24 protein-coding genes are annotated in these 25,341 nt (G+C 71.3%); 15 read left to right on the top strand and 9 right to left on the bottom strand.

Translation table 11 applies throughout. The annotated features are described in order from the left end of the window. Nucleotides 1-255 precede the first annotated feature (255 nt). Entirely contained in the window at nt 256-1,377 is a 1,122-nt protein-coding gene (locus ACFVWY_RS02450) for a PP2C family protein-serine/threonine phosphatase (RefSeq protein WP_389866470.1), read from the bottom strand. Nucleotides 1,378-1,828: 451 nt separating this feature from the next. On the opposite strand from ACFVWY_RS02450, the gene ACFVWY_RS02455 reads away from it, so the two are divergent. The 4 genes from ACFVWY_RS02455 to ACFVWY_RS02470 all read left to right on the top strand — a co-directional run bounded on the left by ACFVWY_RS02455 (nt 1,829) and on the right by ACFVWY_RS02470 (nt 3,546). Continuing rightward, nucleotides 1,829-2,425 (top strand): hypothetical protein, encoded by a 597-nt coding sequence (locus tag ACFVWY_RS02455; RefSeq protein WP_389866473.1) that lies wholly within the window; start codon nt 1,829-1,831, stop codon nt 2,423-2,425. 50 nt (nt 2,426-2,475) lie between these two features. Next, nucleotides 2,476-2,739 carry a type II toxin-antitoxin system RelE/ParE family toxin gene (locus tag ACFVWY_RS02460; RefSeq protein WP_389866476.1) on the top strand — a complete coding sequence of 88 codons (264 nt, stop codon included), beginning with the start codon at nt 2,476-2,478 and terminating at the stop codon, nt 2,737-2,739. Nucleotides 2,740-3,020: 281 nt separating this feature from the next. Further along, nucleotides 3,021-3,290 (top strand): type II toxin-antitoxin system Phd/YefM family antitoxin, encoded by a 270-nt coding sequence (locus ACFVWY_RS02465; RefSeq protein ID WP_318312476.1) that lies wholly within the window; start codon nt 3,021-3,023, stop codon nt 3,288-3,290. Then, nucleotides 3,283-3,546 carry a type II toxin-antitoxin system RelE/ParE family toxin gene (locus tag ACFVWY_RS02470; RefSeq protein WP_389866479.1) on the top strand — a complete coding sequence of 88 codons (264 nt, stop codon included), beginning with the start codon at nt 3,283-3,285 and terminating at the stop codon, nt 3,544-3,546. Before ACFVWY_RS02465 ends, ACFVWY_RS02470 begins: the two co-directional genes overlap by 8 nt. Before the next feature lie 153 nt (nt 3,547-3,699). Here the strand turns inward: ACFVWY_RS02470 and ychF are convergent, their stop codons facing one another. Continuing rightward, the gene (gene ychF / locus ACFVWY_RS02475; protein ID WP_389866481.1) at nt 3,700-4,788 is read right to left on the bottom strand and encodes a redox-regulated ATPase YchF; all 1,089 of its coding nucleotides are present in this window, start codon (nt 4,786-4,788) and stop codon (nt 3,700-3,702) included. Between the two features lie 230 nt (nt 4,789-5,018). On the opposite strand from ychF, the gene ACFVWY_RS02480 reads away from it, so the two are divergent. Further along, nucleotides 5,019-5,630, top strand: coding sequence for a DUF6542 domain-containing protein (locus ACFVWY_RS02480; protein ID WP_389866483.1), 612 nt, complete (start codon nt 5,019-5,021; stop codon nt 5,628-5,630). A 32-nt stretch (nt 5,631-5,662) separates the two neighbouring features. Here ACFVWY_RS02480 and ppgK read toward each other — a convergent pair whose 3' ends face one another. Then, nucleotides 5,663-6,400: a polyphosphate--glucose phosphotransferase gene (ppgK, locus tag ACFVWY_RS02485; protein WP_389866485.1), complete on the bottom strand. Its 738-nt coding sequence runs from the start codon at nt 6,398-6,400 to the stop codon at nt 5,663-5,665. A gap of 87 nt (nt 6,401-6,487) precedes the next feature. Then, the gene (locus ACFVWY_RS02490; protein ID WP_389866488.1) at nt 6,488-7,468 is read right to left on the bottom strand and encodes a 4-hydroxy-3-methylbut-2-enyl diphosphate reductase; all 981 of its coding nucleotides are present in this window, start codon (nt 7,466-7,468) and stop codon (nt 6,488-6,490) included. Nucleotides 7,469-7,569: 101 nt separating this feature from the next. Here ACFVWY_RS02490 and ACFVWY_RS02495 point away from each other — a divergent pair, with 101 nt between their 5' ends. From ACFVWY_RS02495 to ACFVWY_RS02510, 4 genes are all read left to right on the top strand, one after another. Continuing rightward, entirely contained in the window at nt 7,570-8,952 is a 1,383-nt protein-coding gene (locus tag ACFVWY_RS02495; RefSeq protein ID WP_389866490.1) for an APC family permease, read from the top strand. A gap of 190 nt (nt 8,953-9,142) precedes the next feature. Continuing rightward, nucleotides 9,143-10,354, top strand: a complete 1,212-nt coding sequence (gene xseA, locus ACFVWY_RS02500; RefSeq protein WP_389866493.1) for an exodeoxyribonuclease VII large subunit — start codon at nt 9,143-9,145, stop codon at nt 10,352-10,354. A 156-nt stretch (nt 10,355-10,510) separates the two neighbouring features. Further along, nucleotides 10,511-10,783: an exodeoxyribonuclease VII small subunit gene (locus ACFVWY_RS02505; RefSeq protein WP_389866496.1), complete on the top strand. Its 273-nt coding sequence runs from the start codon at nt 10,511-10,513 to the stop codon at nt 10,781-10,783. A gap of 122 nt (nt 10,784-10,905) precedes the next feature. Further along, nucleotides 10,906-11,496 carry a malonic semialdehyde reductase gene (locus ACFVWY_RS02510; protein WP_389866498.1) on the top strand — a complete coding sequence of 197 codons (591 nt, stop codon included), beginning with the start codon at nt 10,906-10,908 and terminating at the stop codon, nt 11,494-11,496. Nucleotides 11,497-11,593: 97 nt separating this feature from the next. On the opposite strand, the gene ACFVWY_RS02515 is transcribed toward ACFVWY_RS02510, so the two are convergent. Continuing rightward, on the bottom strand, nt 11,594-12,127 hold the full coding sequence (locus ACFVWY_RS02515; protein WP_389866499.1) for a DUF4245 domain-containing protein: 534 nt from the start codon (nt 12,125-12,127) through the stop codon (nt 11,594-11,596). Between the two features lie 154 nt (nt 12,128-12,281). Here ACFVWY_RS02515 and glpX point away from each other — a divergent pair, with 154 nt between their 5' ends. Further along, the gene (gene glpX, locus ACFVWY_RS02520) at nt 12,282-13,313 is read left to right on the top strand and encodes a class II fructose-bisphosphatase (RefSeq protein ID WP_389866502.1); all 1,032 of its coding nucleotides are present in this window, start codon (nt 12,282-12,284) and stop codon (nt 13,311-13,313) included. 198 nt (nt 13,314-13,511) lie between these two features. Here glpX and ACFVWY_RS02525 read toward each other — a convergent pair whose 3' ends face one another. Continuing rightward, a complete protein-coding gene (locus ACFVWY_RS02525) occupies nt 13,512-13,895 on the bottom strand; it encodes a WhiB family transcriptional regulator (RefSeq protein WP_389866504.1) in 384 nt (127 codons plus the stop codon). A gap of 358 nt (nt 13,896-14,253) precedes the next feature. Next, on the bottom strand, nt 14,254-14,931 hold the full coding sequence (locus ACFVWY_RS02530) for a DUF1707 domain-containing protein (protein WP_389866506.1): 678 nt from the start codon (nt 14,929-14,931) through the stop codon (nt 14,254-14,256). Between the two features lie 304 nt (nt 14,932-15,235). On the opposite strand from ACFVWY_RS02530, the gene ACFVWY_RS02535 reads away from it, so the two are divergent. Beyond that, nucleotides 15,236-16,903, top strand: coding sequence for a fumarate hydratase (locus ACFVWY_RS02535; RefSeq protein ID WP_389866509.1), 1,668 nt, complete (start codon nt 15,236-15,238; stop codon nt 16,901-16,903). A 270-nt stretch (nt 16,904-17,173) separates the two neighbouring features. Continuing rightward, entirely contained in the window at nt 17,174-18,388 is a 1,215-nt protein-coding gene (locus ACFVWY_RS02540) for an IS110 family transposase (RefSeq protein WP_389866512.1), read from the top strand. A gap of 104 nt (nt 18,389-18,492) precedes the next feature. On the opposite strand, the gene ACFVWY_RS02545 is transcribed toward ACFVWY_RS02540, so the two are convergent. Then, nucleotides 18,493-19,479: a LuxR C-terminal-related transcriptional regulator gene (locus tag ACFVWY_RS02545; protein ID WP_389866514.1), complete on the bottom strand. Its 987-nt coding sequence runs from the start codon at nt 19,477-19,479 to the stop codon at nt 18,493-18,495. A gap of 525 nt (nt 19,480-20,004) precedes the next feature. Between ACFVWY_RS02545 and ACFVWY_RS02550 the strand changes: the two genes are divergently transcribed. After that, nucleotides 20,005-21,306 (top strand): M18 family aminopeptidase, encoded by a 1,302-nt coding sequence (locus ACFVWY_RS02550; protein WP_389866517.1) that lies wholly within the window; start codon nt 20,005-20,007, stop codon nt 21,304-21,306. A 79-nt stretch (nt 21,307-21,385) separates the two neighbouring features. On the opposite strand, the gene ACFVWY_RS02555 is transcribed toward ACFVWY_RS02550, so the two are convergent. Further along, nucleotides 21,386-22,918: a ricin-type beta-trefoil lectin domain protein gene (locus tag ACFVWY_RS02555; protein ID WP_389866520.1), complete on the bottom strand. Its 1,533-nt coding sequence runs from the start codon at nt 22,916-22,918 to the stop codon at nt 21,386-21,388. A gap of 107 nt (nt 22,919-23,025) precedes the next feature. On the opposite strand from ACFVWY_RS02555, the gene ACFVWY_RS02560 reads away from it, so the two are divergent. Continuing rightward, nucleotides 23,026-24,450: a class II fumarate hydratase gene (locus tag ACFVWY_RS02560; protein WP_389866522.1), complete on the top strand. Its 1,425-nt coding sequence runs from the start codon at nt 23,026-23,028 to the stop codon at nt 24,448-24,450. A 45-nt stretch (nt 24,451-24,495) separates the two neighbouring features. Next, the gene (locus ACFVWY_RS02565; protein ID WP_389866524.1) at nt 24,496-25,194 is read left to right on the top strand and encodes a DUF402 domain-containing protein; all 699 of its coding nucleotides are present in this window, start codon (nt 24,496-24,498) and stop codon (nt 25,192-25,194) included. Nucleotides 25,195-25,341: the final 147 nt, after the last annotated feature.

Consider the following 25,341-nt stretch of genomic DNA (forward strand, 5'->3'; position numbering starts at 1 on the left):
CCGGGTCGCCGGCGGGAGCACATGTGCCCACAGCCTCACGGCGGCCCGCGTCCGGCGCGCGCGGAGTTAGTGCAGACAGGCGAGCACGACGACGCGTCCGGAAGCGGGCCTTCGTCCAGGTGGCCGCATCTCACCCCAACTGGCCGGCGCCAGCCGGTCGCGCGGCTCGGGGCCCGCTCCCGGCCGCATCGCACCCCGACTGGCCGGCGCCGGCCGGTCGCGCGGCTCGGGGCCCGCTCCCCGGCTGGGGGCCACTCAGCGGAACGGGGACCGTCGCACGGACAGGATCGCCACGTCGTCGTGCTGGTCCCCCTCCGCCGCGAACGCGCGCGCGTCCTCATGGAGCGCACGCGGCAGACCGGTGGCGGGGAGCGATACGTGCCGGGCGAGACTCTCGGTGACAGGGAAGAACGCGCCGTCGGCGGCACGGGTCTCGGTGAGTCCGTCCGTGGTGAGCAGCAGTGTCGAGCCGGGCGGAAAGGCGAACCAGTCGACGGTCGCGGGCTCGGCGGACAGCTCGGCAAGCCCGAGGGGTACACCGGAGGTGAGGTCCGGCGTGGTGACCGTGGCATCGTGCAGCACGTGCGGCAGCACATGTCCGCAGTTGATGGCCTGCACCTGTTCGTGTGCGTCGACGTTGACGATCAGGGCCGTGACGAACCGCTCGTCCTCGCCGGTCTGCGCCGCGTACGAGTTGTGCAGGACGACGGAGGCGTCCAGGGCGTCCACGAGCGCGGTCAGGGTGGGTTCCCGGTGCGCGGTCGCGCGGAAGGCGCCGATGACGGCGAAGGCCGCGCCCACCGCGGGCAGGCCCTTGCCCTGGACATCACCGATCAGCACCCGCGTCCCCCAGGGGGAGGCCACGACGTCGTAGATGTCGCCGCCGACGAGCCGGTCCTCCTGCACCGGCTCGTACAGGCCGTCGACCAGGATGTCGTCCGTGAGCATGGGCAACGGGCGCAGGATGTGACGCTGCATCGCGGCGGCCGTGGAACGCAGCCGCAGTGTCTCCCGTTCGCGGCTGATCCGGCGGTGGCACGCGTAGACGGAGGCCGCGCCCAGGACGAGGGTGAGCAGCATCATGAGGATTCTGTCGAGCCACGGCCGTCCGTCGCCGTGCCGGAGGAACATGGTGCCGATGACGACGAGTACGGTCCAGGCGAACACGAGCCCCGTCTGACGCACGGTGCACAGCGCCGACGCAGCCCCCGGCAGGAACACGAGCAGGCCGAGCAGCCACACCGGGGACTCGGACAGGAATCCCAGGACCCCCACCAGAGCCGTCACGGCCGCCACGGCGATCACCACGTGGGCCGTGGGCGGTGGCTCGGTCGTCCCGACCGGTCGAGCGGACTTCTTCCGTTGTGTGCGGGGCACGGGACCTCCGGGGCAAATGGAGCATTTCCCATACCGTAGACATGCTCGGCCGCGGGTCGCCCACGCCCCGCCGCAGACGGTCCGGGAGTCCGTGCGGAACCGTCGGCGCGACGGGCCGTGACGACGGCACCGCCCCGTTCTCCAGCCACGGCCCCGCGCCCGCCCTCCGCGCTTGCCTTCCGCGCCCGTCCTCCGCGCCCGTCCCCCCGCGCCCTCAAGCCCGCGATCGCCGCGCCCGGCGCTAACAGGTAATCCCGGGCCCGCCCCAGATCCGCGCGCTGGAACACCGCGCGTACGCATGGGCCCGCCCCGCACCGGCCCCATGGAGCACCTCGGCCACGTCCTCCGCGTGACTCCTGGCAGCGCGGAGCCCGGTCCTCAGCCGCGTCATGCCCGGCCCCTGACAACCCGCGGAACGCCCCCTGTCAGTAGCGGGTGCTTCCATGAGCCCATGAGCACCGCGCACGAGATCGCCGCACGCCTCCCCGACCCCGCCGGGCTCCGCGCCCACCTGCGCGCGCTGGCCCTCCTGGACGCCACGATCGGCGACGATCCTCAATTCCGCTGCTACACCTTCGACCCCGACTGGGGCCCCGGCGAAGAGGCGGCCCTGATGGCGAACGGCTCGGGGGACGATTTCTCCGTCCTCTTCACCCCGGCCGGGGTGCTGATACGCGGCTTCGACCACGAATCGGTGATGAGCCCGTACGCGAGGGACGACGAGCGGGTCTGGCCGGGCGTCCTCGACGACGTACCCGCCTCGCTGCGCCCGCTCCTGGACGAACCGGCCTTCCGCGACGAGGGCATCGACGTCCCCCGCGTCACCGCCTGCATATGGCGGGAGACCACCGACACCTCCTGGCGCACCGGCCCGGCCATCACCTTCCCCCCGGACAGAGAGGACCCGGACGGCTCCGGCTATCTCTTCCACCTCCTGGCCGACCGTTCCCCCGAAGCCCTCCAGTCCTACTTCGAGGACTACTACGAGTGCCCCGTCCCCCTCGACACCGTCCGCCACGCCCTCACCGCCACGGCCCCCACCTCCTGATCCGGCACGACACGGCGAAGGGGCCCCGGCCGGCAGGACGCTGGCACGCGGTGAGTGCGTACCGAACCGTCTTCCGCCCTGAGGCACAGGCCCGACTCCGGAAGATCCCTCGCGCCACGACCCTGCGCGTCCCGGCCAAATTGACCGCGCTGGAGAGCACCCCCCTCGGCTCTCACACCGCCGCGCTCGTGTCACAGCCAGAACGCCGCCGCCTGCGAGTCGGCGACTACCGGGCCGCCTGCACGATCGGCACCGGAGAGCTCGTGGTGCGGCTCGCCCACGTCGGGCATCGCTCCACCGCGTACGCCACCTGATCCCAACTGATCCAGCGCTTGACCATCCAGCACGGAATGGACGAAGGGGCCGACCTCGGAGGAGTAGACCCCTTCTGCACTGCATGTTCGCCACATCAGCGACGTGGTGTTATTTCATCCGCTCACACGTTGAAGCGGAATCTGCGGTACAGGGCTCCCACCTGCGTAAACGCAGTGCTGGAAGTGGCTATCCAGCACGGTGACAAGTCACCCAGCACAGCACAACCCGCTCCACCCGGAGCAGATTGTGTACACATGGCACACTCGGTACGCTTGGGCGCATGACGCAGCCACTGCCCATAGAGTCCATCCGCGACGTACGTGCGCACCTGGCCGAGGTCGTGGAGCGCGCCGATCGAGATGACATGCCCACCGTAATCACCCGACGGGGCAAACAGGTTGCCGCCGTCGTCTCCATCGAGGTGCTGCGCAAGTACCAGGAATGGGAAGAGCGCGAGATCAACCGGATCATCGACGAACGCATGGCCAACCCGGCACCCGGCATCCCGATCGAGGACATCATGAGGGAGACACTGGCGCGCGGTGAGTGAATACCGAACCGTCTTCCGGCCAGAGGCACAGGCCGAGCTCCGGAAGATCCCTCGCGACATGGCCCTACGCATCCTGACCAAACTGACCGAGCTGGAGAGCGACCCCCTCGGCTCTCACACCACCGCGCTCGTGTCACAGCCAGAACGCCGTCGGCTGCGGGTCGGCGATTACCGGGTCGTCTACACGATCGACAAGGGCGAGCTCGTGGTGTGGGTCGTCCACGTCGGGCATCGCTCCACCGTCTACGACATCTGATCCCGACTGATCCAGCGTCTGAACGTCCAGCACAGGTTCAGCAGAGGCAGGCCCTAACCAGCACGGTATGGACGAAGGGGTCGGGCTCTCAAGAGCCCGACCCCTTCTGATCTGCTTGTTCGCCACGTCAGCGACGTGGTGTTATTCATCCGCTCACACGTTGAAGCGGAACTCCACCACGTCGCCGTCCTGCATCACGTAGTCCTTGCCCTCCATGCGGGCCTTGCCCTTGGCTCGGGCTTCGGCCACGGAGCCGGTTTCGACCAGGTCCTCGAAGGAGATGATCTCCGCCTTGATGAAGCCCTTCTGGAAGTCGGTGTGGATCACACCGGCGGCCTCGGGGGCGGTGGCGCCCTTCTTGATCGTCCAGGCGCGGGCTTCCTTCGGGCCTGCCGTGAGGTAGGTCTGGAGGCCCAGGGTGTCGAAGCCGACGCGGCCGAGGGTGGCGAGGCCGGGCTCTTCCTGGCCCATGGACTGGAGGAGTTCGAGGGCCTCGTCGTCGTCGAGTTCGATCAGCTCGGACTCGATCTTGGCGTTGAGGAAGATCGCCTCGGCGGGGGCGACCAGGGCGCGCTGCTCGTTCTTGAAGTCCTCGTCGACCAGCTCGTCCTCGTCGACGTTGAAGACGTAGAGGAACGGCTTGGTGGTCAGGAGGTGCAGCTCGTGGAGGAGCTTGCCCTTCTCGGTGCCCGCGCTGATGCCCGCGGCGAAGAGGGTCTGGCCGGACTCCAGGATCTTCTGGGCCTCCTCGACCGCGGCGAGGACCGCGACCTTCTCCTTCTGGAGGCGGGACTCCTTGGTGAGGCGCGGGACGGCCTTCTCCACGGACTGGAGGTCGGCGAGGATCAGCTCGGTGTTGATCGTCTCGATGTCGTCCTTGGGCGAGACCTTGCCGTCGACGTGGACGACGTTCTCGTCCTTGAAGGCGCGGATGACCTGGCAGATCGCGTCGGACTCGCGGATGTTCGCGAGGAACTTGTTGCCCAGGCCCTCGCCCTCGGAGGCGCCGCGGACGATGCCCGCGATGTCGACGAAGTCGACCGTGGCGGGGAGCAGCCGCTGGGAGCCGAAGATCTCGGCGAGCGTGTTCAGGCGCGGGTCGGGGACGCCGACGACACCGACGTTCGGCTCGATGGTGGCGAACGGGTAGTTGGCCGCCAGCACGTCGTTCTTGGTCAGGGCGTTGAACAGGGTCGACTTGCCGACATTCGGCAGACCGACGATTCCGATCGTGAGCGACACGGTGGCGACTTCCTGAGGGGTGAGGCGGTGGGCGGTACGCGGGGCCCCGGGTGGGCCGATTCTCCAGTTTACGGGCGGGGGCAAGCGGGTACCCACGGGTCCGTCCGGGCGCGGGTGCGGACGCCGGTCCGGTTCCCGTTCGGCCGTGTGGCATCGAACTCATCCCCTAGCTCGCCCAAACCGCGTGTCCCGCACCCGCTTCGCCCGGCCCGGCGCCCTACGTTGTCCCGGTGGAGCAGCACAGGACACGTCCCCCGCAGCGCAGGCAAGCCCCTCCGGCCCCGCTGTCCCCGCAGGGCACCCTTGAGGAGACCGCGACCGTCTACCGGGCGGTGCGCCCGCCGGAGGGGCGGTCGCGGCCGGTCCCGCCCGTGGTGCTGGCGCTGCGCAGGCTGCCCAATCCCCGGCTGACCGCGATCGGGGCCGGGCTGTTCGCCGCGGCCGCCATGTTCGTACTGGCCTGTCTGGATCTGCTGGTCCTGGACGGTTCACCGGTGGTGTTCGGGGTGCTGTTCCTGCCGGTCTGCGCGCTGACCGCGCTGTGGGTGCGGCCCGCGGACCTGGTGACGGCGCCGATCATCGTGCCGATCGCGTTCGCTGTCGGGGTGGTACCGATCGCCGGGGGCACGGGCGGTTTCGGCGGCCGGATCATGGCGGTGGTCACGGCGCTCGCCGTGCACGCCGGGTGGCTGTACGGCGGCACGCTCATCGCCGGTGTGATCACGACCGTACGGAAGGTCCGGCAGATGCGTCAGCGGCAGCGCCGGACGCCGGTGGCCGCGCAGTCCCCGCGCGCCCCGCAGGGGGCACGCGGGCCCCGGCGGCGGCAGGACACTCCCTAGAGGACGGCAGCGGCCGGGCGGCGGCCGTCCCGCTAGCGGTCGGCGGCGGCCATCGCCGCGCCCACGATTCCGGCGTTGTTCTGGAGCTCCGCGGGCACCATCTCGGCCCGTACGTGCTCGATCAGGGGCAGGAACTTGGCGGCCTTGCGGCTGACCCCGCCGCCGATGATGAAGAGCTCGGGCGAGAACAGCATCTCCACATGGGCCAGGTACTTCTGCAGCCGGTGTGCCCAGTGGTGCCAGCTGAGGTCCTCGTCCTCCTTGGCCTTGGTGGAGGCGTGCGTCTCCGCGTCGTGGCCGTTCAGCTCCAGGTGGCCGAGCTCGGTGTTGGGGACGAGGCGGCCGTCGACGAAGAGGGCGCTGCCGATGCCCGTGCCGAGCGTCAGCATGATCACGGTGCCCTGGCGTCCTCGGCCCGCGCCGAAGGTCATCTCCGCGACACCGGCCGCGTCGGCGTCGTTCAGCACGGTGACCGGGAGGCCGAGCCGGTCACCGATCAGGCCACGGGCGTCCGTGTCGATCCAGCTCTTGTCGACGTTGGCGGCGGTACGGGTGACGCCGCCGGTGACGACGCCCGGGAACGTGACGCCCACCGGGCCCGACCAGTCGAAGTGGCCGACGACCTCGGCCACGCACTCGACCACGTCCTTGGGGGTGGCCGGCTGCGGTGTCAGTACCTTGTGGCGCTCCTGCGCCAGGTCTCCGCGGTCCAGGTCCACGGGTGCGCCCTTGATCCCGGATCCGCCGATGTCCACGCCGAAGATCTGCATACGGTCCACGGTACGGGCAGGCGGCCCCGCCCACTTCCCGGAACGGGACAGTCGCGGGACACCGCCTGCCGGCGGACCGTTCGCGGGCTACTTCCCCGAGAGGGCCGCGGCCTCGGCACGCAGGTCGCGGCGGAGCTCCTTGGGAAGCGAGAAGGTGATGGACTCCTCAGCCGCCTTCACGATCTCCACGTCCTCGAAACCGCGCACGGCCAGCCAGGCCAGAACGCCGTCGACCAGCACCTCGGGGACGGAGGCTCCGGAGGTGACGCCGACCGTGGAGACCCCCTCCAGCCAGGCTTCGTCGATCTCCTCGGCGAAGTCGACCAGATGGGCGTCGTTCGCCCCGGCGCCGAGGGCGACCTCGACCAGGCGGACGGAGTTGGAGGAGTTCTTGGAGCCGACGACGATCACCAGATCGGCGTCCTCACCCATCTGCTTCACCGCGATCTGGCGGTTCTGCGTGGCGTAGCAGATGTCGTCGCTGGGCGGCGAGACCAGGAGCGGGAACTTCTCCTTGAGCGCGCCGACCGTCTCCATCGTCTCGTCGACGGAGAGCGTGGTCTGGGAGAGCCAGACGACCCTGGACGGGTCGCGGACCTCAACGCCGGCGACGTCCTCGGGGCCGTCGACCAGCGTGATGTGGTCGGGGGCCTCGCCGGAGGTGCCGATGACCTCCTCGTGGCCCTCGTGGCCGATCAGCAGGATGTCGAAGTCCTCCTGCGCGAAGCGGACCGCTTCCTTGTGGACCTTGGTGACGAGCGGGCAGGTGGCGTCGATGGTGGCGAGCTTCCGCTCGGCCGCCTCCTGGTGCACGGTCGGCGCGACGCCGTGCGCGGAGAACATCACGATCGAGCCCTCGGGGACCTCCGCCGTGTCCTCGACGAAGATCGCGCCCTTCTTCTCCAGGGTCTGTACGACGTACTTGTTGTGGACGATCTCGTGGCGTACGTACACCGGAGCGCCGTACTGCTCCAGGGCTTTCTCCACGGCGATCACGGCACGGTCCACGCCCGCGCAGTAGCCACGGGGAGCGGCGAGCAGGACGCGGCGAGGTGTCGTAGCAGTCATGCCGACCATCGTAAGGCCGCGCCGGACGCGCGGAGGATCGGCCGGGTGGCGAGACTGGTCCTCGGTCTGCCCGCTGATCCTCATGTGATCCAGGAGGTCCCATGCCCGACAACGCCGCCGGGGTCGACGACGGGGGTCCGGGGGCGCACCAGGAGAGCGGGCGGCTGCGGCGGACTCTCGGATTCCGGGACCTGGTGGTCTACGGACTGCTGTTCATCGCGCCGATGGCGCCGGTCGGCGTGTTCGGCACGCTCGACGCGAAGTCCGACGGCGCGGTCGCGCTGGTCTATGCCGCGGCGACGGTGGTGATGGCGTTCACGGCGTTCAGCTACGCCCAGATGGTGCGGGTGGCCCCGCTGGCGGGCTCGGTCTTCGCGTACGCGCGCAAGGGGCTCGGCGAGGGGCCGGGCTTCGTCGCCGGCTGGATGGCGATGCTCGACTACCTGCTGATCCCGGCGGTCGCGTACCTCTTCTCGGGGATCGCCCTGAACGCGCTGGTGCCGTCGGTGTCGCGGTGGGTGTGGACGGCGCTGGCCGTCATCGTCACCACGCTGCTCAATCTGTGGGGAGTGCGGGCCGCCGCCCGGGTCGGCTTCGCGGTGCTCACGCTGGAAATCGTGGTGCTGGTGGTGTTCCTGGTGTCGGCGGTGGTGGCACTCGTGCAGGACGGGGCGCAGCGGGGCTGGCTGTCGCCGTTCACCGGTGACTCCGGGTTCTCCGCGTCGGCGGTGCTGGGGGCGGTGTCGGTGGCGGTGCTGTCGTATCTGGGTTTCGACGCGATCGCGTCGTTCGCGGAGGAGGTGTCCGGGGGGTCGGCGAAGGTGGCGCGGGCCCTGCTGTTCTGCCTGGTGCTGGCGGGTGTGCTCTTCGTGGCGCAGGCGTATCTGGCGGCGCTGCTCGAACCGATGACCTCGGCGGAGCTGGCCGCCGACCCGGCCGCGCAGGGTTCGGCGTTCTACGACACGGTGGACGCGGCGGTCGGCGGCTGGCTGCACGATCTGGTGGCGGTGAGCAAGGCGGTCGGGGCGGCGTTCGCGGCGCTGGCCGGGCAGGCGGCGGCGGGGCGGCTGCTGTTCGCGATGGCCAGGGAGCGGCGGCTGCCCGCGGTGCTGGCGAAGGTGGACGCGGGGTCCGGGGTGCCGCGGCTGGCGATCCTGCTGGCGGCGACGGTGACGCTGGCCGCCGCGGTGTGGGCGGCGCGGCGGGACGACGGGCTGGACCATCTGGTGTCGGTCGTCGACATCGGTGCGCTGACGGCGTTCGTGCTGCTGCACGCGTCGGTGGTCGGCTGGTTCGCCGTACGCCGGATGGCGGGACCGCCCAGCTGGTGGCGGCATGTGCTGGTGCCGGTGGTGGGGGCGGGGGTGCTGATCGCGGTGATCGTGGAGGCGACCGGGAGTGCCCAGGTCGTGGGGGCGTGCTGGTTGGCGGTGGGGCTGGTGGTGCTGGCGGCACAGCGGGGACTGCGGCGTACGCACCCCTGAGGGGGCGGGGACTGCGGCGGACGCACCCCTGAAGGGGGCGAAGGCCGCGGCGCGCGTACGGACCCCCGCTGGAGGGGGCGGGGGGCTGCGGTCGGCGGACGGGCTCTGAGGGGGGTGGGGCGGGAAGAAGCGCACGGCGGGCGGTGGTGGGGGCGGCCGGTTGTCGGTGGGGGCGGATACGCTCGCCCGCATGGCTCTCCACACGTCGGCGGAAGCTCCGCTGCCCGTAGGTGATGTGTCGCGGCTCATCGGCGGCTGGATCGACCGGCTCGGCGCGGTCTGGGTCGAGGGGCAGATCACCCAGCTGTCCCGGCGGCCGGGCGCCGGGGTGGTCTTCCTGACGCTGCGCGACCCCTCGCAGGACATCTCGGTGAGCGTGACGTGCTTCCGCCAGGTCTTCGACCGGATCGCGGACGTGGTGTCGGAGGGGGCGCGGGTCGTCGTCCTGGCCAAGCCGGAGTGGTACGCGCCCCGCGGCCAGCTCTCCCTGCGGGCCACGGAGATACGGCCGGTCGGCATCGGTGAACTGCTGGTCCGCCTGGAGCGGCTGCGGAAGTCACTGGCCGCGGAGGGTCTCTTCGCGGCCGGGCGGAAGAAGCCGCTGCCGTTCCTGCCGCAGCTGATCGGCCTGGTCTGCGGGCGGGCGTCGGCGGCCGAGCGGGACGTGCTGGAGAACGCCCGGCGGCGCTGGCCCGCGGTCCGTTTCGAGGTCCGCAACACCGCGGTGCAGGGGGTTCACGCGGTGAACCAGGTGGTCCGGGCGGTGCGGGAGCTGGACGGGCTGCCCGAGGTCGATGTGATCGTGGTGGCGCGCGGGGGCGGCAGTGTGGAGGATCTGCTGCCGTTCTCGGACGAGGAGCTGGTCCGGGCGGTGGCCGAGTGCCGTACGCCGGTGGTGTCGGCGATCGGCCACGAGCCCGACTCCCCGCTGCTCGACCTGGTCGCGGACGTGCGCGCCTCCACCCCGACGGACGCGGCCAAGAAGATCGTGCCGGACGTGGGCGAGGAGCTGGACCGGGTGCGGCAGCTGCGTGAGCGGGCGCTGCGCTCGGTGCGCGGGCTGCTGGATCGCGAGGAGCGGGGGCTGGCCCATGCCCTGGCCCGGCCGTCGATGGAACGCCCCCAGCGGATGGTGGACGAGCGCGCGGCGGAGATCGACGCGCTGACCGGGCGCGGCCGCCGGGTGCTGGGTCATCTGCTGGACCGGGCGGATTCGGAGCTGGCCCACACCCGGGCGCGGGTGGTCGCGCTGTCTCCTGCGGCGACGCTGGAGCGCGGTTACGCGGTGCTCCAGCGGGCCGACGGCCATGTGGTGCGGGATCCCGGGGAGGCCGGGGCGCCCGGCGAGGTGCTCCGGGCGCGGGTCTCGGGCGGCGAGTTCGCCGTACGGGTGAGCGAGTAGCGGGGCGCGAGTGACGACGGACGGGGGTCACCGGTTCCCGCTGGACCGGGACAGCCGAGCTGACCGGGACAGCCGAACCAGCCGAACCGGCCGAAGCAGCCGAAGCAAGCGCAGCTTGCGAAACAGCCAGAACAGCCGAAACACAGGGTGGAACGTATGACGGACGACGCGACGACGACGGCGGCCGGTGCCACGGGCACGCTCGGCTACGAGCAGGCCCGTGACGAGCTGATCGAGGTGGTGCGCCGCCTGGAGGCGGGCGGCACGACACTGGAGGAGTCGCTGGCGCTCTGGGAGCGCGGCGAGGAGCTGGCGCAGGTGTGCAGACACTGGCTGGAGGGCGCCCGCGCCCGGCTGGACGCGGCCCTCGCGGGTCCGGCGGCCGAAGGCCGGGGGGACGAAGAGGACGAGGAAGGCAACGGCGGCTGAATCCGCGCCACCCCTGTGGAGCGGATCACTCCGCTCCTACTTTAGTTGAAAGTTAACCTACTTCTCGTTACAGTCGGACGCGTCGCTCGATCCCCGTGTACGTCCGGAAGGTAATACGCACGATGTCCCTCGCTCTTGACCCCACCGCCCAGAACCTCCTCTTCCGCGAGGCCCGCACCGCCAACACCTTCTCCGACGAGCCGGTGACGGACGAGCAGGTCCAGGCGATCTACGACCTGGTCAAGTTCGGGCCCACCGCGTTCAACCAGTCGCCGCTGCGCGTCGTCCTGGTCCGCTCCGAGGACGCCCGCGCCCGCCTGGTGAACCACATGGCCGAGGGCAACCAGAGCAAGACCTCGACCGCCCCGCTGGTCGCGATCCTGGCCACCGACAACGAGTTCCACGAGGAGCTCCCGGCGCTGCTGCCGCACTTCCCGCAGGCCAAGGACGCGTTCTTCTCCGAGCGCCCGGTCCGCGAGTCGGCCGCCGCGCTGAACGGCGCCCTGCAGGCCGCGTACTTCATCATCGGCGTCCGCGCCGCCGGTCTGGCCGCGGGCCCGATGACCGGCCTCGACGCCGCGGGCATCGAGAAGGAGTTCCTGGACGGCGACCACAGCCTGCTGATGGTCGTCAACATCGGCAAGCCGGGCGAGGACGCCTGGTTCCCGCGCCTGCCGCGCCTCTCCTACGACGAGGTCGTCACGACCGTCTGATCAGCACCGCGCACGATCAGAGGCCCTGGAGCATCCGCTGCTCCAGGGCCTCTCGCGTACGTGTGCCCACGGCCCGCACTCCGCGGCGGGCGGGACGTCAGGAGGGCGAGGGCGCCGAGGACGTGAGCGCGGCGGCCATCTCCGCCAGCCGCTCCGCCGACGCCGAGCCCGTGACCACCGTGGTCGAGCCCTTGTCGTAGCGCACGAGGGCGTCGTACTTGTCGCCCTTCCAGTGCCGCCAGGCCTCACCCGCGACCTGCCGCGTACGGCCGGTGTCCGTGGCCTTCTGGCTGACCTCGGTGACGTACTGCTTCGCCGGGGAGGTGGACTGCTCCACCGCGACGTACTTGCCGTCCGGGTCGAGGAAACCCAGGTGCCAGCTGTTGCCCGCCTTGCGGTCGTAGCTGACCGAGGTGGCCTTCCAGTCGCCGGTCAGCCCGTCCGGGGCGGCCACCGGGTACGGCGCGGCGCGCCGGGCCGTCAGGAGCTCGACCCGGTAGTCGACGGCCGGGACCGGGTTGGCGTTCTTGTCCTGCGGAATGAAGATGTAAACACTCCCCGCGACAGCGGTGATGACCGCCATCGACAGGAACATGTCCCGCACCGTCTGCTTGCCTCGCTTGCTAGCCACGGGTCCATGGTCGCATTGCGCCCCCCGGGCCCGGCCCGGGGGCGGCCATCGACCCAAGCCGCTCAAAAGTGACCCGGTCTGCTCATTTTGTCGACCTGACGATAGAGTCACAGCACCCTCTTCCGGTCGTCGCCGTACAGAAAGGTGCGCTCCGATGTCCGAGCATCATCTGCCGTCCCAGCTGGAGGTCTCCCCCGAGGCCCCCGACCGCAACCTTGCCCTTGAGCTGGTCCGGGTCACCGAGGCCGCGGCCATGGCGGCCGGACGCTGGGTGGGCCGCGGCGACAAGATCGGCGCGGACGGCGCCGCCGTGAAGGCCATGCGAACCCTCGTCTCCACCGTCTCGATGAACGGCGTCGTCGTCATCGGCGAGGGGGAGAAGGACGAAGCCCCCATGCTGTTCAACGGCGAGCGAGTCGGGGACGGCACCGGCCCCGAGGTCGACATCGCCGTGGACCCGATCGACGGCACCACCCTGAACGCCAAGGGCATGCCGAACGCGATCGCCGTGCTGGCCGCCGCCGACCGCGGCGCCATGTTCGACCCTTCGGCCGTCTTCTACATGGACAAGCTCGTCACCGGCCCCGAGGCCGCCGAGTTCGTCGACATCAACGCCCCCGTCTCGGTGAACATCCGCCGGGTCGCACGGGCGAAGAACTCCGCCCCCGAGGACGTCACGGTCGTCGTGCTCGACCGCCCGCGCCACGAGGGCATCGTCAAGGAGATCCGCGAGACCGGCGCCCGGATCAAGTTCATCTCCGACGGCGACGTCGCGGGCTCGATCATGGCGGCCCGCGAGGGCACCGGCATCGACCTGCTGATGGGCATCGGCGGCACGCCCGAGGGCATCATCTCCGCCTGCGCCATAAAGTGCCTCGGCGGCGTCATCCAGGGGAAGCTCTGGCCGAAGGACGCGGCCGAGCGCCAGCGCGCCCTGGACGCCGGTCACGACCTGGACCGGGTGCTGTCCACCAACGACCTGGTCAGCGGTGACAACGTGTTCTTCGCCGCGACCGGCATCACGGACGGCGAGCTGATGCGCGGGGTGCGCTACCGCGCGGAGACGGCCACCACCGAGTCCATCGTGATGCGCTCCAAGTCCGGCACGATCCGGACGATCGCCTCCACGCACCGGCTCTCGAAGCTGCGTGCCTACAGCGCCGTCGGTTTCGACCGCGCGCAGTAGGCCCGCCCCTGGAGCTCCCGGGCCGGTCCGGGGTCGGCCGGCCCGGTCCGGGAGCTCTGGGCCACCACGCGAAGAGGCGCCCCCGTGTGCGGTGGGGGCGCCTCTTCGCGTGGTGGCCGCGCCGCGGGGCCGCCGTCGGGCCGCTGCGGGCGGAGGCCGGGCCGCGGGGCGATGCGCACCCGGACCCGGTCGGGACGGTCAGCCGGCCGCCGCGATACGGCCCGTGGCCCCGGCCGACGCCGACGAGGCCTTGAGCTCCATCTCGCGCCGTCTGCGCCGGGCGAGCACCACACGGCGCTCGGCGGCGGTGAGCCCGCCCCACACCCCGTACGGCTCGGGCTGTATGAGCGCGTGCTCCTGGCATTCGATCATCACGGGGCAGCGCGCGCAGACCCGCTTGGCGGACTCCTCACGCGCGAGTCTGGCCGCCGTCGGCTCCTTCGACGGGGCGAAGAACAGCCCGGCCTCGTCCCGGCGGCACACCGCCTCCGAGTGCCAGGGGCCTGCCTGATCCTCCCGCGCGGGGGCGCGCTGGGCAGGCACGGCGGCTACCTGCAGGGGCTGATGCGGCATGTGCAGCACGGTCCACTCCTGACGACGGCTTCGCGAGCGAGAGACGATGCAGCATTCCCTACCCGCTGTGCGCAGGCCCATGCACTGAGTGGCGCCCCGCACCCGGAGCGGAATTGCGGTGGTGCGGGAATTGGCTTGTTCTCGAAGTTTCACGAAGGGCCGCGCGGGTTCACGAGGGATCACGCGGGTTCACGGCGGTCCGGGAAGGTTTACGGAGAGCCCCGGAGCTTCCCGAATGCATTCGCGGGAGTTCCCCACGGCTTTACGGAGCCGCCGCGAGGCCAGTGGAGTACGCCCGCGGGCCCGCCGGGCCAGACCGGCCCCGGGCACTCGCGCGGCCGGTCAGCCAGGGTGCTCACGCGCCCGGTCAGCCCAGGCGCTTGCGCAGCCGGTCCTGGAGATCCGCGATGAACTTCCCGCGCTTGGGCTTCGCGTCGACACTGCCGAACACGGAATAGCCGTTGACGACGACGACCGGCGCCTCGGGGTCGCCGGATTCCAGTGTGGCGACCTCGAAATTACCGAAGACCCCCACACCGCCGCCGCGCAGTGAGATGTTCTCGGGAACCTTGATGTCGACGCTCCCGAAGACGGAAGTCGCGTTGATGACCGTCAGTCTCTGACCGAAAAGCGCCTCGGTCAGATCGATCTCGACGCTGCCGAAGAGGGCGAAGGCGTTCGTCCGGGCCCCGATCCGCCAGCGGCCCTTGCGGGTCGAGCCGCTGAAGATCGCCACCAGGTTGTCGGCCGGGCCCGCGGGGCCCCCCGCCTCCTGGATGCCCGGCGCGGCGGCAGCGGCGGGGCGGACCGCCCCGACGGCGGCCGGCAGATCCTGGACCAGCGGCTCCAGTTCACCGACGGTCTTGGCCCGGTAGACGGCGTCGATCCGCTCGGCGTGCTCGTCGGCGGTGAGCCGGCCCTCGGCCATGGCTTCGCGCAGGATGTCCGCGATCCGGTCCCGGTCCGCGTCGGAGGCACGGATACCGGCCTGGGCCACTGGCTGCTGCGGCTGCTGGGGCTGCTGGGGCTGCTTCTCGAGGTCCACCGGACCAGCGTACCCAAACGCGATAGATCGCGACTAGGGGACGTGGCACCCGGCGTGCCGGACCCGCCCCGTCCGCCAGGCCCGTCCCTGTGCGTCCCGGCACGCACGAAGGCGTCCGTCCGCCGGAACCGCGGGGCGCGCCCCGCTCCTTTCCGCCCCGTCCGGCACACCCGCCCCTTCGCGCCCGGCGCACCCGCCGACTGAGCCTTACCTCACAGCTTCGCCGCCCCGGCGGCGCTCTACCCTGGTGGGTGCGCTGCCCAAGGCTGGGCAGCCGCTGTCTGCCGAGTGAGGAATGGCCGTCATGCCAGAGTTTGCGTACTCCGATCTGCTCCCGCTGGGAGAGGACACCACGCCGTACCGCCTGGTGACCTCCGAGGGTGTCTCCACCTTCGAGGCCGACGGACGTACGTTCCTCAAGGTCTCCCCGGAGGCGCTGCGCACCCTGGCCGCCGAGGCCATGCACGACATCTCGCACTATCTGCGCCCCGCCCACCTGGCGCAGCTGCGACGGATCGTGGACGACCCCGAGGCGTCGTCCAACGACAAGTTCGTCGCGCTCGACCTGCTGAAGAACGCGAACATCGCCGCGGCCGGTGTGCTGCCGATGTGCCAGGACACCGGCACGGCGATCGTGATGGGCAAGCGCGGACAGAACGTGCTCACCGAGGGCGGTGACGAGGAGGCCCTGTCGCACGGCATCTTCGACGCGTACACCAAGCTCAACCTCCGCTACTCGCAGATGGCCCCGCTCACCATGTGGGAGGAGAAGAACACCGGCTCCAACCTCCCCGCGCAGATCGAGCTCTACGCGACCGACGGCGGCGCGTACAAGTTCCTCTTCATGGCGAAGGGCGGCGGCTCGGCCAACAAGTCGTTCCTCTTCCAGGAGACGAAGGCCGTGCTGAACGAGACCTCCATGATGAAGTTCCTGGAGGAGAAGATCCGCTCGCTGGGTACGGCCGCCTGCCCGCCGTACCACCTGGCGATCGTCGTCGGCGGCACGTCGGCCGAGTTCGCGCTGAAGACGGCGAAGTACGCCTCCGCGCACTACCTGGACGAGCTGCCCGCCGAGGGCTCCCCCACCGGGCACGGTTTCCGGGACAAGGAGCTGGAGGAGAAGGTCTTCGAGCTGACGCAGAAGATCGGCATCGGCGCCCAGTTCGGCGGCAAGTACTTCTGCCACGACGTGCGCGTGGTCCGCCTCCCCCGGCACGGCGCCTCGCTGCCGGTCGCGATCGCGGTGTCCTGTTCGGCGGACCGCCAGGCCGTCGCGAAGATCACCGCCGAGGGCGTCTTCCTGGAACAGCTGGAGAAGGACCCGGCGCGCTTCCTGCCGGAGACCACCGACGAGCACCTGGACGAGTCGGGCGACGTCGTCAGGATCGACCTCAACCGGCCGATGGACGAGGTGCTGGCCGAGCTGACCAAGTACCCGGTCAAGACCCGGCTCTCGCTGACCGGTCCGCTGGTCGTGGCCCGCGACATCGCGCACGCCAAGATCAAGGAGCGGCTGGACGCGGGCGAGGAGATGCCGCAGTACCTGAAGGACCACCCGGTCTACTACGCGGGCCCGGCGAAGACGCCCGAGGGGTACGCCTCCGGCTCGTTCGGCCCGACGACGGCGGGCCGGATGGACAGCTACGTCGCGCAGTTCCAGGCGGCGGGCGGCTCCCGGGTGATGCTGGCGAAGGGCAACCGCTCCCGGCAGGTCACCGACGCGTGCGACGCGCACGGCGGCTTCTACCTGGGCTCGATCGGCGGCCCGGCCGCGCGGCTGGCGCAGGACTGCATCAAGAAGGTCGAGGTCGTCGAGTACGAGGAGCTCGGTATGGAGGCGGTCTGGAGGATCGAGGTCGAGGACTTCCCGGCGTTCATCGTCGTCGACGACAAGGGCAACGACTTCTTCACCGAGCCCGCCCCGGCCCCGACGTTCACCAGCATCCCGGTCCGCGGACCCGGCCTCGCCTGATCCCCCCCCGTTATGTTTTTCGCGGTCCTGCAATGGGGCTGCTGGCCTCCGGGCCCGGTATGACTGTGTCCCCTCTGTCGAAGGCATGACCTGGGGGGTGGTGTCGCCGGGTCCGTGGGGTGCCGTCGGAGACGCTGATGAGAGACCCGGCCACCGCCCGGCCCGGCGCAACGCCGGGCACAGACATGGGCGGCAGGTCTGCATAACGTGGATGCGCGAGCACGGTGCCACCGCCATGGCCAGCATGGTCAACAACCTGGAAAGGGTGCGATGTTCGACATCGAAGGCGTGGGCGTCTTCCTCGGGATGGACGTCGGCAAGACCGCTCACCACGGCCATGGGCTCACCCCGGCCGGGAAAAAGGTCTTCGACAAGCCGATGCCCAACAGCGAACCCAGGCTGCGGGCCGTCTTCGACAAACTCAAGGCCAAGTTCGGCACCGTCCTGGTGATCGTGGACCAGCCCGCCTCGATCGGAGCTCTGCCTCTGACCGTCGCCCGCGACGCCGGCTGCGAGGTCGCCTACCTGCCCGGACTCGCGATGCGGCGGATCGCCGACCTCTATCCGGGTGAGGCGAAAACCGACGCGAAGGACGCGGCAGTGATCGCCGACGCGGCCCGGACGATGCCTCACACGCTGCGTTCGCTGGAGCTGACCGACGAGATCACCGCCGAGCTCACGGTGCTGACCGGCTTTGATCAGGACCTCGCGGCCGAGGCGACCCGCACCAGCAACCGGATACGCGGCCTGCTCACGCAGTTCCACCCCAGTCTTGAACGCGTGCTCGGACCACGGCTCGACCACCCGGCCGTCACCTGGCTCCTCGAACGCTACGGATCCCCGGCAGCTCTGCGGAAAGCCGGCCGCCGCAGACTCGTCGAACTCATCCGGCCCAAGGCCCCACGCATGGCCGCACGGCTGATCAACGACGTCTTCAACGCCCTCGACGAGCAGACCGTCGTGGTCCCAGGAACCGGAACCCTCGACATCGTGATCCCGTCCCTGGCCGCCTCACTCGCCGCGGTCCACGACCAGCGCCGGGCACTGGAAACCCAGATCAGCAGCCTGCTGGAGGCCCACCCTCTTCACCCGGTCCTGACCTCGATGCCGGGCATCGGAGTCAGGACCGCCGCCGTCCTACTGGTCACCGTCGGCGACGGGGGTGCCTTTCCCAGTGCCGCCCACCTCGCCTCTTACGCCGGGCTCGCCCCGACGACGAAGTCGTCGGGGACATCTATCCACGGCGAACACGCGCCCAGAGGCGGAAACCGGCAGCTCAAACGCGCAATGTTCCTCTCCGCCTTCGCCTGCATGAACGCCGACCCGGCCTCCCGCACCTACTACGACCGGCAAAGAGCACGCGGGAAGACCCACACTCAGGCCCTGCTCCGACTCGCCCGCCAACGCATCAGCGTCCTGTTCGCCATGCTCCGCGACGGCACCTTCTACGAGCCCAGAACACCCGCCATCACCCTCGCCGCATGACCCTCCCAAACACCCCCACACCAGGCACCACGTCCTTGACGAAGGACATAGAGACACCCCCCCGCACGCACGCACCTGAGCCGTACGCGTACGAGGGGGCCTTCTCATGTCTCCAGCAGGCCCGACGTCGCGACCAGGTAGCCGAGTTGGGCCCGGCTGGTGCTGCCGAGCCGCTCGGAGACGCGGCGTACGTGCTCGACGACGCTGCGGCGGCTCATGCCGAGCCGCCGGGCGATCGACTCGTCCGTCTCGCCGCCGACGACCGCCCGCAGGATGGTCCGCTGGAGGTCGGTGGTGACGACCGGGGTGCGCAGCGGCACCCGTTCCGGGCGGACCGGGACCGAGCGGGCCCACGCCTCGTCGAAGTGCCGGGCCAGGAAGCGGACCAGGGCCGGGTGCTCGATGCGCAGCGCGCTGTGCGGTTCGTCGGAGAAGGGGACGAACGCGAGGTCCTGGTCGAAGACCATGATCCGGTCGGAGACCTCGGCGAGCGTGCGGACCTCGGCGCCCTCGGTCGTCACCCGCTCGATGTAGGCGAGCGTCGCCCGGTCGGAACGGACCGTGTGCTGGTAGATCGTCCGCTGCCGGATGCCCCGGCGCAGGTTGCGCAGGTCCCGGGGGAGCGATTCCGCGAGCACCAGGGCGGGCCGGCCGCCGCCGGGGTGGGCGGTACGGACCTCCTCCCGGCAGCCGGCGACGGCCGCTTCGAGCGCCTTGCCGATGACGGCTGCGCCGGAGAGCCGGGTGAGCGCCGACGGTTCGAGCCGGCGCGCGTCGGCGTACAGGTCCTCGAAGAGGGTCAGGGCGGCGCGGGCCGAGCGCAGTGTGCGCTGTTCGCGGGCGATGGCCGCCTCGATGGGGCCGAGCGCATCGGCCGCGGCCGTCCCGGGCGGGACGGGGACGAGCCGCCCGGGTGTCCCCCGGTCCGCCACCAGCAGATGCAGGGCGCTCAGGCAGCGGGGCACCTCGCCTGGCGGAAGGCTTCCGTCCGCGAGGGCGCGCCGGTAGGCCGCGAGGGCCGCGTCGCAGACGCCGCCCGGTGAGGATTCGCGGCAATCGCACGCCCGTGGGCCAGAATGATCGTCCTTCACAAGCACGCAGATTACATTCGGGCAATCGCATGGCCCTGGGCGATCGCGCACACTCGGTGAGTATGGCCCGGTGACGCACGACATCGAGCGGCCGGATGATCCGGCGGGCCGGAGCCCGGCCATTGGTCCGGCGCGTGGGGCGCGCGCCCGGGTCGCCGTGCCCGCTCCGCGCGCGCCGGGGCCGACCAGGGGCGGGGGCGGGGCCATGGCCATGCCGTGCAACGCTATTCGGCCAATCTCGCGGGGGTCGTCGGCGCATCGGGGGGCCGCCGTGACCGGTCGGAGGCTCCCGGTGGGCCCCCGCGCGTCCCGGAGCCCGGCGGGGCGCCGCGCCGGACCGGCACCGCCGCTTTCCCGCACCGGCGCGCGCGGTGGACTTGCGCCGCACCGGGCCGCTTTGGTGGGTTGTCCGGCGTCCCCGAAGCGCTCCCACCGCCCCCGGACACCCCCCGCGCCGCACCGCTTCCGGCGGCCCTGCGCGGCACCCCCTCCCCTCTCACCGTCGAACACCGGAAAGGCGGACGCATGACGCCGCTTCCCCACCGCAGCCACAGCGACGACCTGCTGGACTTCATCAGTGCCAGCCCGTCCCCGTACCACGCGGTGGCCAGTGCCGCCCGGCGTCTGGAGAAGGCCGGATTCCGCGAACTGCGGGGCACGGACGACTGGACGGGCACGACCGGTGGCGCCTTCCACGTCCGCGACGGCGCGCTGATCGCCTGGTACGTCCCCGAGGGCGTCCCGGCGCACACTCCGTTCCGGATCGTCGGCGCGCACACCGACTCCCCGAACCTGCGGGTCAAGCCCACCCCGGACACCGGCGGCGCGGGCTGGCGTCAGGTGGGCGTGGAGATCTACGGCGGTGTCCCGCTGAACACCTGGCTCGACCGGGATCTCGGCATCTCCGGGCGGCTCGCGCTGCGCGGGCCGGGCGGTACGGTCGAGACCCGGCTCGTCCGGATCGACGAGCCGCTGTTCCGGGTGCCGCAGCTGGCCATCCATCTGGACCACTCGGTCAACGACGGGCTGGCGCTGGACCCGCAGCGCCATCTGGCCCCGGTGTGGTCGCTCGGTGGGGCGGAGAGGGGCGCGCTGATGCGCCGGGTGGCGGCGGCGGCCGAGGCGGAGCCCGGCCGGGTGCTCGGCTGGGACCTGATGCTGCACGACGTCCAGCCGCCCGGATACCTGGGCGCGGAGCGGGAGTTCGTGGTGTCGTCGCGGCTGGACAACCTGGTCTCCGTGCACGCGGGGGTGACGGCCCTGGCGGCGGCGGTGGCCGCGGCCGAGGCGCCCGTGTGCGTCCCCGTGCTGGCCGCCTTCGACCACGAGGAGGTCGGCAGCGGTTCGGCGACCGGGGCGCACGGGCCGCTCCTGGAGCGGGTGCTGAGCCGTTCGGTGACCGCCCGGGGCGGCAGCCCGGAGGACTGGTCGCGGGCCCTGTCCGGCTCCTTCTGCGTCTCCGCCGACATGTCCCACGCGGTGCACCCGAACTACGCGGAGCGGCACGACCCGGAGCACCGCCCGCTGCCCAACGGCGGCCCCTCGCTGAAGGTCAACGTCAACCAGCGGTACGCCACCGACGGCACCGGCATGGCGGTGTTCGCCGCGGCCTGCGAGCGGGCGGGCGTGCCGTGGCAGCCGTTCGTCTCCAACAACGCGATGCCGTGCGGTACGTCGATCGGCCCGATCACCGCGGCCCGGCTGGGTGTGCCGACGGTCGACGTGGGGGTGCCGGGGCTCTCCATGCACTCGGCCCGCGAGCTGTGCGGGGCCGCGGACCCGGGCCATCTGGCCGCCGCGCTGGGCGCGTTCGTCACGGCCGGCTGAGCCCGGGGCCCGGACGAACCGGGGGCGGGGCGGCCTGGGCCGCCCCGCCCCCTTCTCGGTTCCGTGGCAGTGGTGCCCGTTACACGAACCGCTGCTGTGCGCCCCCGTCGCAGCTCTGGAGCCTCAGCGGCTCCCTGGCTCCCGCCAGTGTCAGGCAGAGCCCCGTCGAGGCCGCCGGGCGCAGGGTGGACCCGTTCCTGACGAACTGCTGGTTGGCCGCGCCGGAGCAGTTGTAGAGGATGAGCGTGGCGCCCGCCCTGTAGTCGGCGCCCGGCACGTCCAGGCACCGGTCGTGGCTCAGTTCGGTGCGCAGGTTCTTGGTGCCGGAGTCGTACCACCAGCCCTGGTTACGGCCGCCGTGGCAGTCCCAGCCGCCGACCTTGGTGTCGTTGCGGGTGACCGAGGCGGGGGCGTCCAGACAGGTGCCGGTGGCCTCGTTCCTGACGGGCTTGAACAGGTCGTCCCAGGCTCCGGCCTGCAAGACCGGCTTTCCGGTGCTCGCCGGGTCGGCGCAGCTGGCCTCCCGCAGGCCGGAGTTGTAGACCTGGGTGAGGCAGGACGCGAAGGCGCCGTGACCGCGCTCGTTGGGGTGGTAGGACTGCCGCAGCGAGTTGGAGTCCGGCGGGAAGTGCCCGAGGTCGATGTAGAGACCGCGGGCGAAGGTGTTCTCGCTGCAGACCTCGTGCCCGTGGAAGAGCCGGGAGTTGTCGAGGTAGACGGCTCCGGTGTCGGCGGCGGCCTTGCGCATGCCGCGTTCGAAGGCGGGCACGGCGACGTTGCGGCCCCAGGCGGCGTCGGAGTCGTATCCGGCGCAGCCGCCGGGAAGCTTGCCGGGGAAGGCCGGATTGTCGTAGAAGTCCGGGCCGATGGGGCTCGGGTAGCCCATGACCACGAGCTTGTAGTCACCCGCGGTGTACCCCGCGTCGGACATGACGGTCTTCAGGTCGCGTACGGTCTTCTCGACCTTGGGGACGAGTCCGTCGACGCGCCCCTGCCAGCCGCCCTCGTACTTCGGCTGGCAGGTGCCCTGGGAGAGCACCCAGCGGGTGACGCAGTCGGTCATGACCGGGCCGAACTGGAGGTCGTCGTTGGCTCCCGCGACCAGCACGATCATCTTGATGCGGGTGTTGCGCGCCTTGATGGCGAGGTTGTCGCTCTGCACCAGTTCGTCGGCGTACTGCTTGGACCCGCCGATCACGATGTTGCCGGTGTACGCGCCGGAGCAGGAGACGTTGTACGTGACGTCGGCCGGGATGCCGGTGCGGTGGATGGCGGAGTCGGGCGAGCGGTGGCACCAGTTGTCGGGGCCGTTGGTGCCCGCCTCGTACGCGCCGACGCCCTCGCCGGAGATCTCGCTGTCGCCGAGCGAGATCAGCCCGGTCTTGCGCTGGGCGAGCGGGCGCTCGGCCGGGTCGCCGTACAGCTGGGTGGCCTCCGCGGCGCGGATCGCCTCCAGTTCGGGCGACAGCGGGGTGGACGCGGCCGTACGGGGGCCGGTGCCCTCCGCCGCGTCCGCCGCGGGCCCGGTGGCGAACGCCGTGCCGCCGAGTGCCGCCGCGATGGCCGCGGCGGCCGCGACCGTACAGCGGAGTCTGTGCCTGGTGCGCCTCATGGTGCCTCCCCGGGTTGTGGTTACCCCCGGTATTTACTGGTCGGTAGCCGTCTTGGGAATAGAAAGAACAAGACAAGTGCTCAACTTTTTCAGGAGGTTGTAACGAGATGGACGATGCACAGAACGGCGCCGCGCCCCCCGCGGGCGGTACGGATTTCCGCGTCGAGCACGACTCGATGGGCGAGGTCCGGGTGCCCGCGTCCGCCAAGTGGCGGGCCCAGACGCAGCGCGCGGTGGAGAACTTCCCGATCTCCGGGCAGCGCCTGGAGCGGGCCCACATCGAGGCCCTGGCCCGGATCAAGGCCGCCGCCGCGAAGGTGAACGCGGAGCTGGGGGTGGTGGACCCGGAGATCGCCGCGGCCATCGCGTCGGCCGCCGCCGAGGTCGCCGAGGGGCGCTGGGACGAGCACTTCCCGGTCGACGTCTTCCAGACCGGCTCGGGCACCTCGTCCAACATGAACACCAACGAGGTGCTGGCCACCCTGGCCACCGAGCGGCTGGGCCGCGAGGTCCATCCGAACGACCACGTCAACGCCTCGCAGTCGTCCAACGACGTCTTCCCCTCCTCCATCCACATCGCCGCGACGGCGGCCGTCACCCGGGAACTGATCCCGGCGCTGGACCATCTGGCGTCCTCCCTCGAACGGAAGTCCGTCGAGTTCGCCTCGGTGGTGAAGGCGGGGCGAACGCATCTGATGGACGCCACGCCCGTCACCCTCGGCCAGGAGTTCGGCGGCTACGCGGCGCAGATCCGGTACGGGGTCGAGCGGCTGCGCGCCTCGCTCCCCCGCCTCGCCGAGCTGCCGCTGGGCGGCACGGCCGTCGGCACCGGCATCAACACGCCGCCCGGCTTCTCCGCCGCCGTCATCGCCGAGGTGGCCCGCGCCACCGGACTGCCGCTGACCGAGGCCCGGAACCACTTCGAGGCGCAGGGGGCGCGGGACGGTCTGGTGGAGACCTCGGGCCAGCTCCGCACGGTCGCCGGGTCGCTCACCAAGATCGCCAACGATCTGCGCTGGATGTCGTCCGGTCCGCGGACCGGACTGGCCGAGATCACCCTGCCCGACCTCCAGCCGGGCTCGTCGATCATGCCGGGCAAGGTCAATCCGGTCGTCCCGGAGGCGGTGCTGATGGTGGCCGCGCAGGTGACGGGGAACGACGCGACGGTCGCCGCGGCCGGGGCGGCGGGCAACTTCGAGCTGAACGTGATGCTGCCGGTCATCGCCAAGAACCTGCTGGAGTCGGTCCGGCTGCTGGCCAGCGCCTCCCGGCTGCTGGCCGACCGCACGGTCGACGGCATCACCGCGGACGCCGAACGGGCCCGGGAGTACGCCGAGTCCTCCCCGTCCGTCGTCACCCCGCTGAACAAGTACATCGGCTACGAGGAGGCCGCGAAGGTCGCCAAGAAGTCCCTCGCCCAGCGCCGCACCATCCGCGAGGTGGTCCTGGAGTCCGGGTACGTCGACCGGGGCGACCTCACCCTGGAACAGCTCGACGAGGCGCTCGACGTCCTGCGCATGACCCGTCCGTGACCCGCACCGCTGCTCCGGTACGCCGGACAGCCCTAAAATCCGGCCATGGTAGGTACCGGAGAGACTGAGCGCTGGGCACCGGGTGAGCAGATCCTGTGGCGCTACCGCCGCAACGGCGGGCCGGCGGGGGGCGGCGCGCCGGAGCGCCGCGGCAGCCCCATCCACATCTGCCGCCCGGTCACCGTGGTCCAGGACACCGACGAGCTGCTGGCGGTCTGGGTGGCCCCGGGCACTCAGTGCGTGAAGCCGGTGCTGGCGGACGGCCGGGACGTGCACGCCGAACCGCTCGCCACCCGCTACACCGCCCCGCGCACCACGGCCCGTTCTCCCTGGCTGGGCAACGGGGTGCTGAAGCTGGCCCGGCCGGGAGAGCCCTGGTCGGTCTGGCTGTTCTGGGAGCCGTTCTGGCGGTTCCGCAGCTGGTACGTGAATCTGGAGGAGCCACGGGCCCGCTGGCGGGGCGGCGTCGACTCCGAGGATCACTTTCTCGACATCTCCGTCTACCCGGACCGCAGCTGGGTCTGGCGCGACGAGGACGAGTTCGCGATGGCGCAGCGGGCCGGTCTGATGGCCCCGGGGACGGCGCGCCGGGTGCGCGAGGCGGGCCGGGCGGCCGTCGCGCTGATCGAGGGCTGGGGCACCCCGTTCCGGGACGGCTGGGAGCACTGGCGGCCCGATCCACAATGGCGGGTTCCCGTACTCCCGGATGACTGGGACCGCACCCCCTCCGCCATGCCGTCGTGAGACCCTTGGTGCATCCCAGGGGGGCAACCGTAGGATCGCCCTCCGGGGAGCCGCTCCGCTCCGACCGGGAGTCGCGGCACCGCACCTGACCACAAGTCACCGCACGAGCACCACGCACTGCATGAGCTGTATGAGCCGCATCAGGCG

The organism is Streptomyces sp. NPDC058195, assembly GCF_042883525.1.
Lineage (GTDB): Bacteria > Actinomycetota > Actinomycetes > Streptomycetales > Streptomycetaceae > Streptomyces.

Bases quoted from the DNA above. Each gene is read 5' to 3' on its own strand.
- ACFVWY_RS02455 (WP_389866473.1), top strand. From the start codon at position 1,829: ATGAGCACCGCGCACGAGATCGCCGCACGCCTCCCCGACCCCGCCGGG.
- ACFVWY_RS02465 (WP_318312476.1), top strand. From the start codon at position 3,021: ATGACGCAGCCACTGCCCATAGAGTCCATCCGCGACGTACGTGCGCAC.
- ppgK (WP_389866485.1), bottom strand. From the start codon at position 6,400: ATGCAGATCTTCGGCGTGGACATCGGCGGATCCGGGATCAAGGGCGCA.
- ACFVWY_RS02490 (WP_389866488.1), bottom strand. From the start codon at position 7,468: ATGACTGCTACGACACCTCGCCGCGTCCTGCTCGCCGCTCCCCGTGGC.
- ACFVWY_RS02495 (WP_389866490.1), top strand. From the start codon at position 7,570: ATGCCCGACAACGCCGCCGGGGTCGACGACGGGGGTCCGGGGGCGCAC.
- xseA (WP_389866493.1), top strand. From the start codon at position 9,143: ATGGCTCTCCACACGTCGGCGGAAGCTCCGCTGCCCGTAGGTGATGTG.
- ACFVWY_RS02505 (WP_389866496.1), top strand. From the start codon at position 10,511: ATGACGGACGACGCGACGACGACGGCGGCCGGTGCCACGGGCACGCTC.
- ACFVWY_RS02510 (WP_389866498.1), top strand. From the start codon at position 10,906: ATGTCCCTCGCTCTTGACCCCACCGCCCAGAACCTCCTCTTCCGCGAG.
- glpX (WP_389866502.1), top strand. From the start codon at position 12,282: ATGTCCGAGCATCATCTGCCGTCCCAGCTGGAGGTCTCCCCCGAGGCC.
- ACFVWY_RS02535 (WP_389866509.1), top strand. From the start codon at position 15,236: ATGCCAGAGTTTGCGTACTCCGATCTGCTCCCGCTGGGAGAGGACACC.
- ACFVWY_RS02540 (WP_389866512.1), top strand. From the start codon at position 17,174: ATGTTCGACATCGAAGGCGTGGGCGTCTTCCTCGGGATGGACGTCGGC.
- ACFVWY_RS02550 (WP_389866517.1), top strand. From the start codon at position 20,005: ATGACGCCGCTTCCCCACCGCAGCCACAGCGACGACCTGCTGGACTTC.
- ACFVWY_RS02555 (WP_389866520.1), bottom strand. From the start codon at position 22,918: ATGAGGCGCACCAGGCACAGACTCCGCTGTACGGTCGCGGCCGCCGCG.
- ACFVWY_RS02560 (WP_389866522.1), top strand. From the start codon at position 23,026: ATGGACGATGCACAGAACGGCGCCGCGCCCCCCGCGGGCGGTACGGAT.
- ACFVWY_RS02565 (WP_389866524.1), top strand. From the start codon at position 24,496: ATGGTAGGTACCGGAGAGACTGAGCGCTGGGCACCGGGTGAGCAGATC.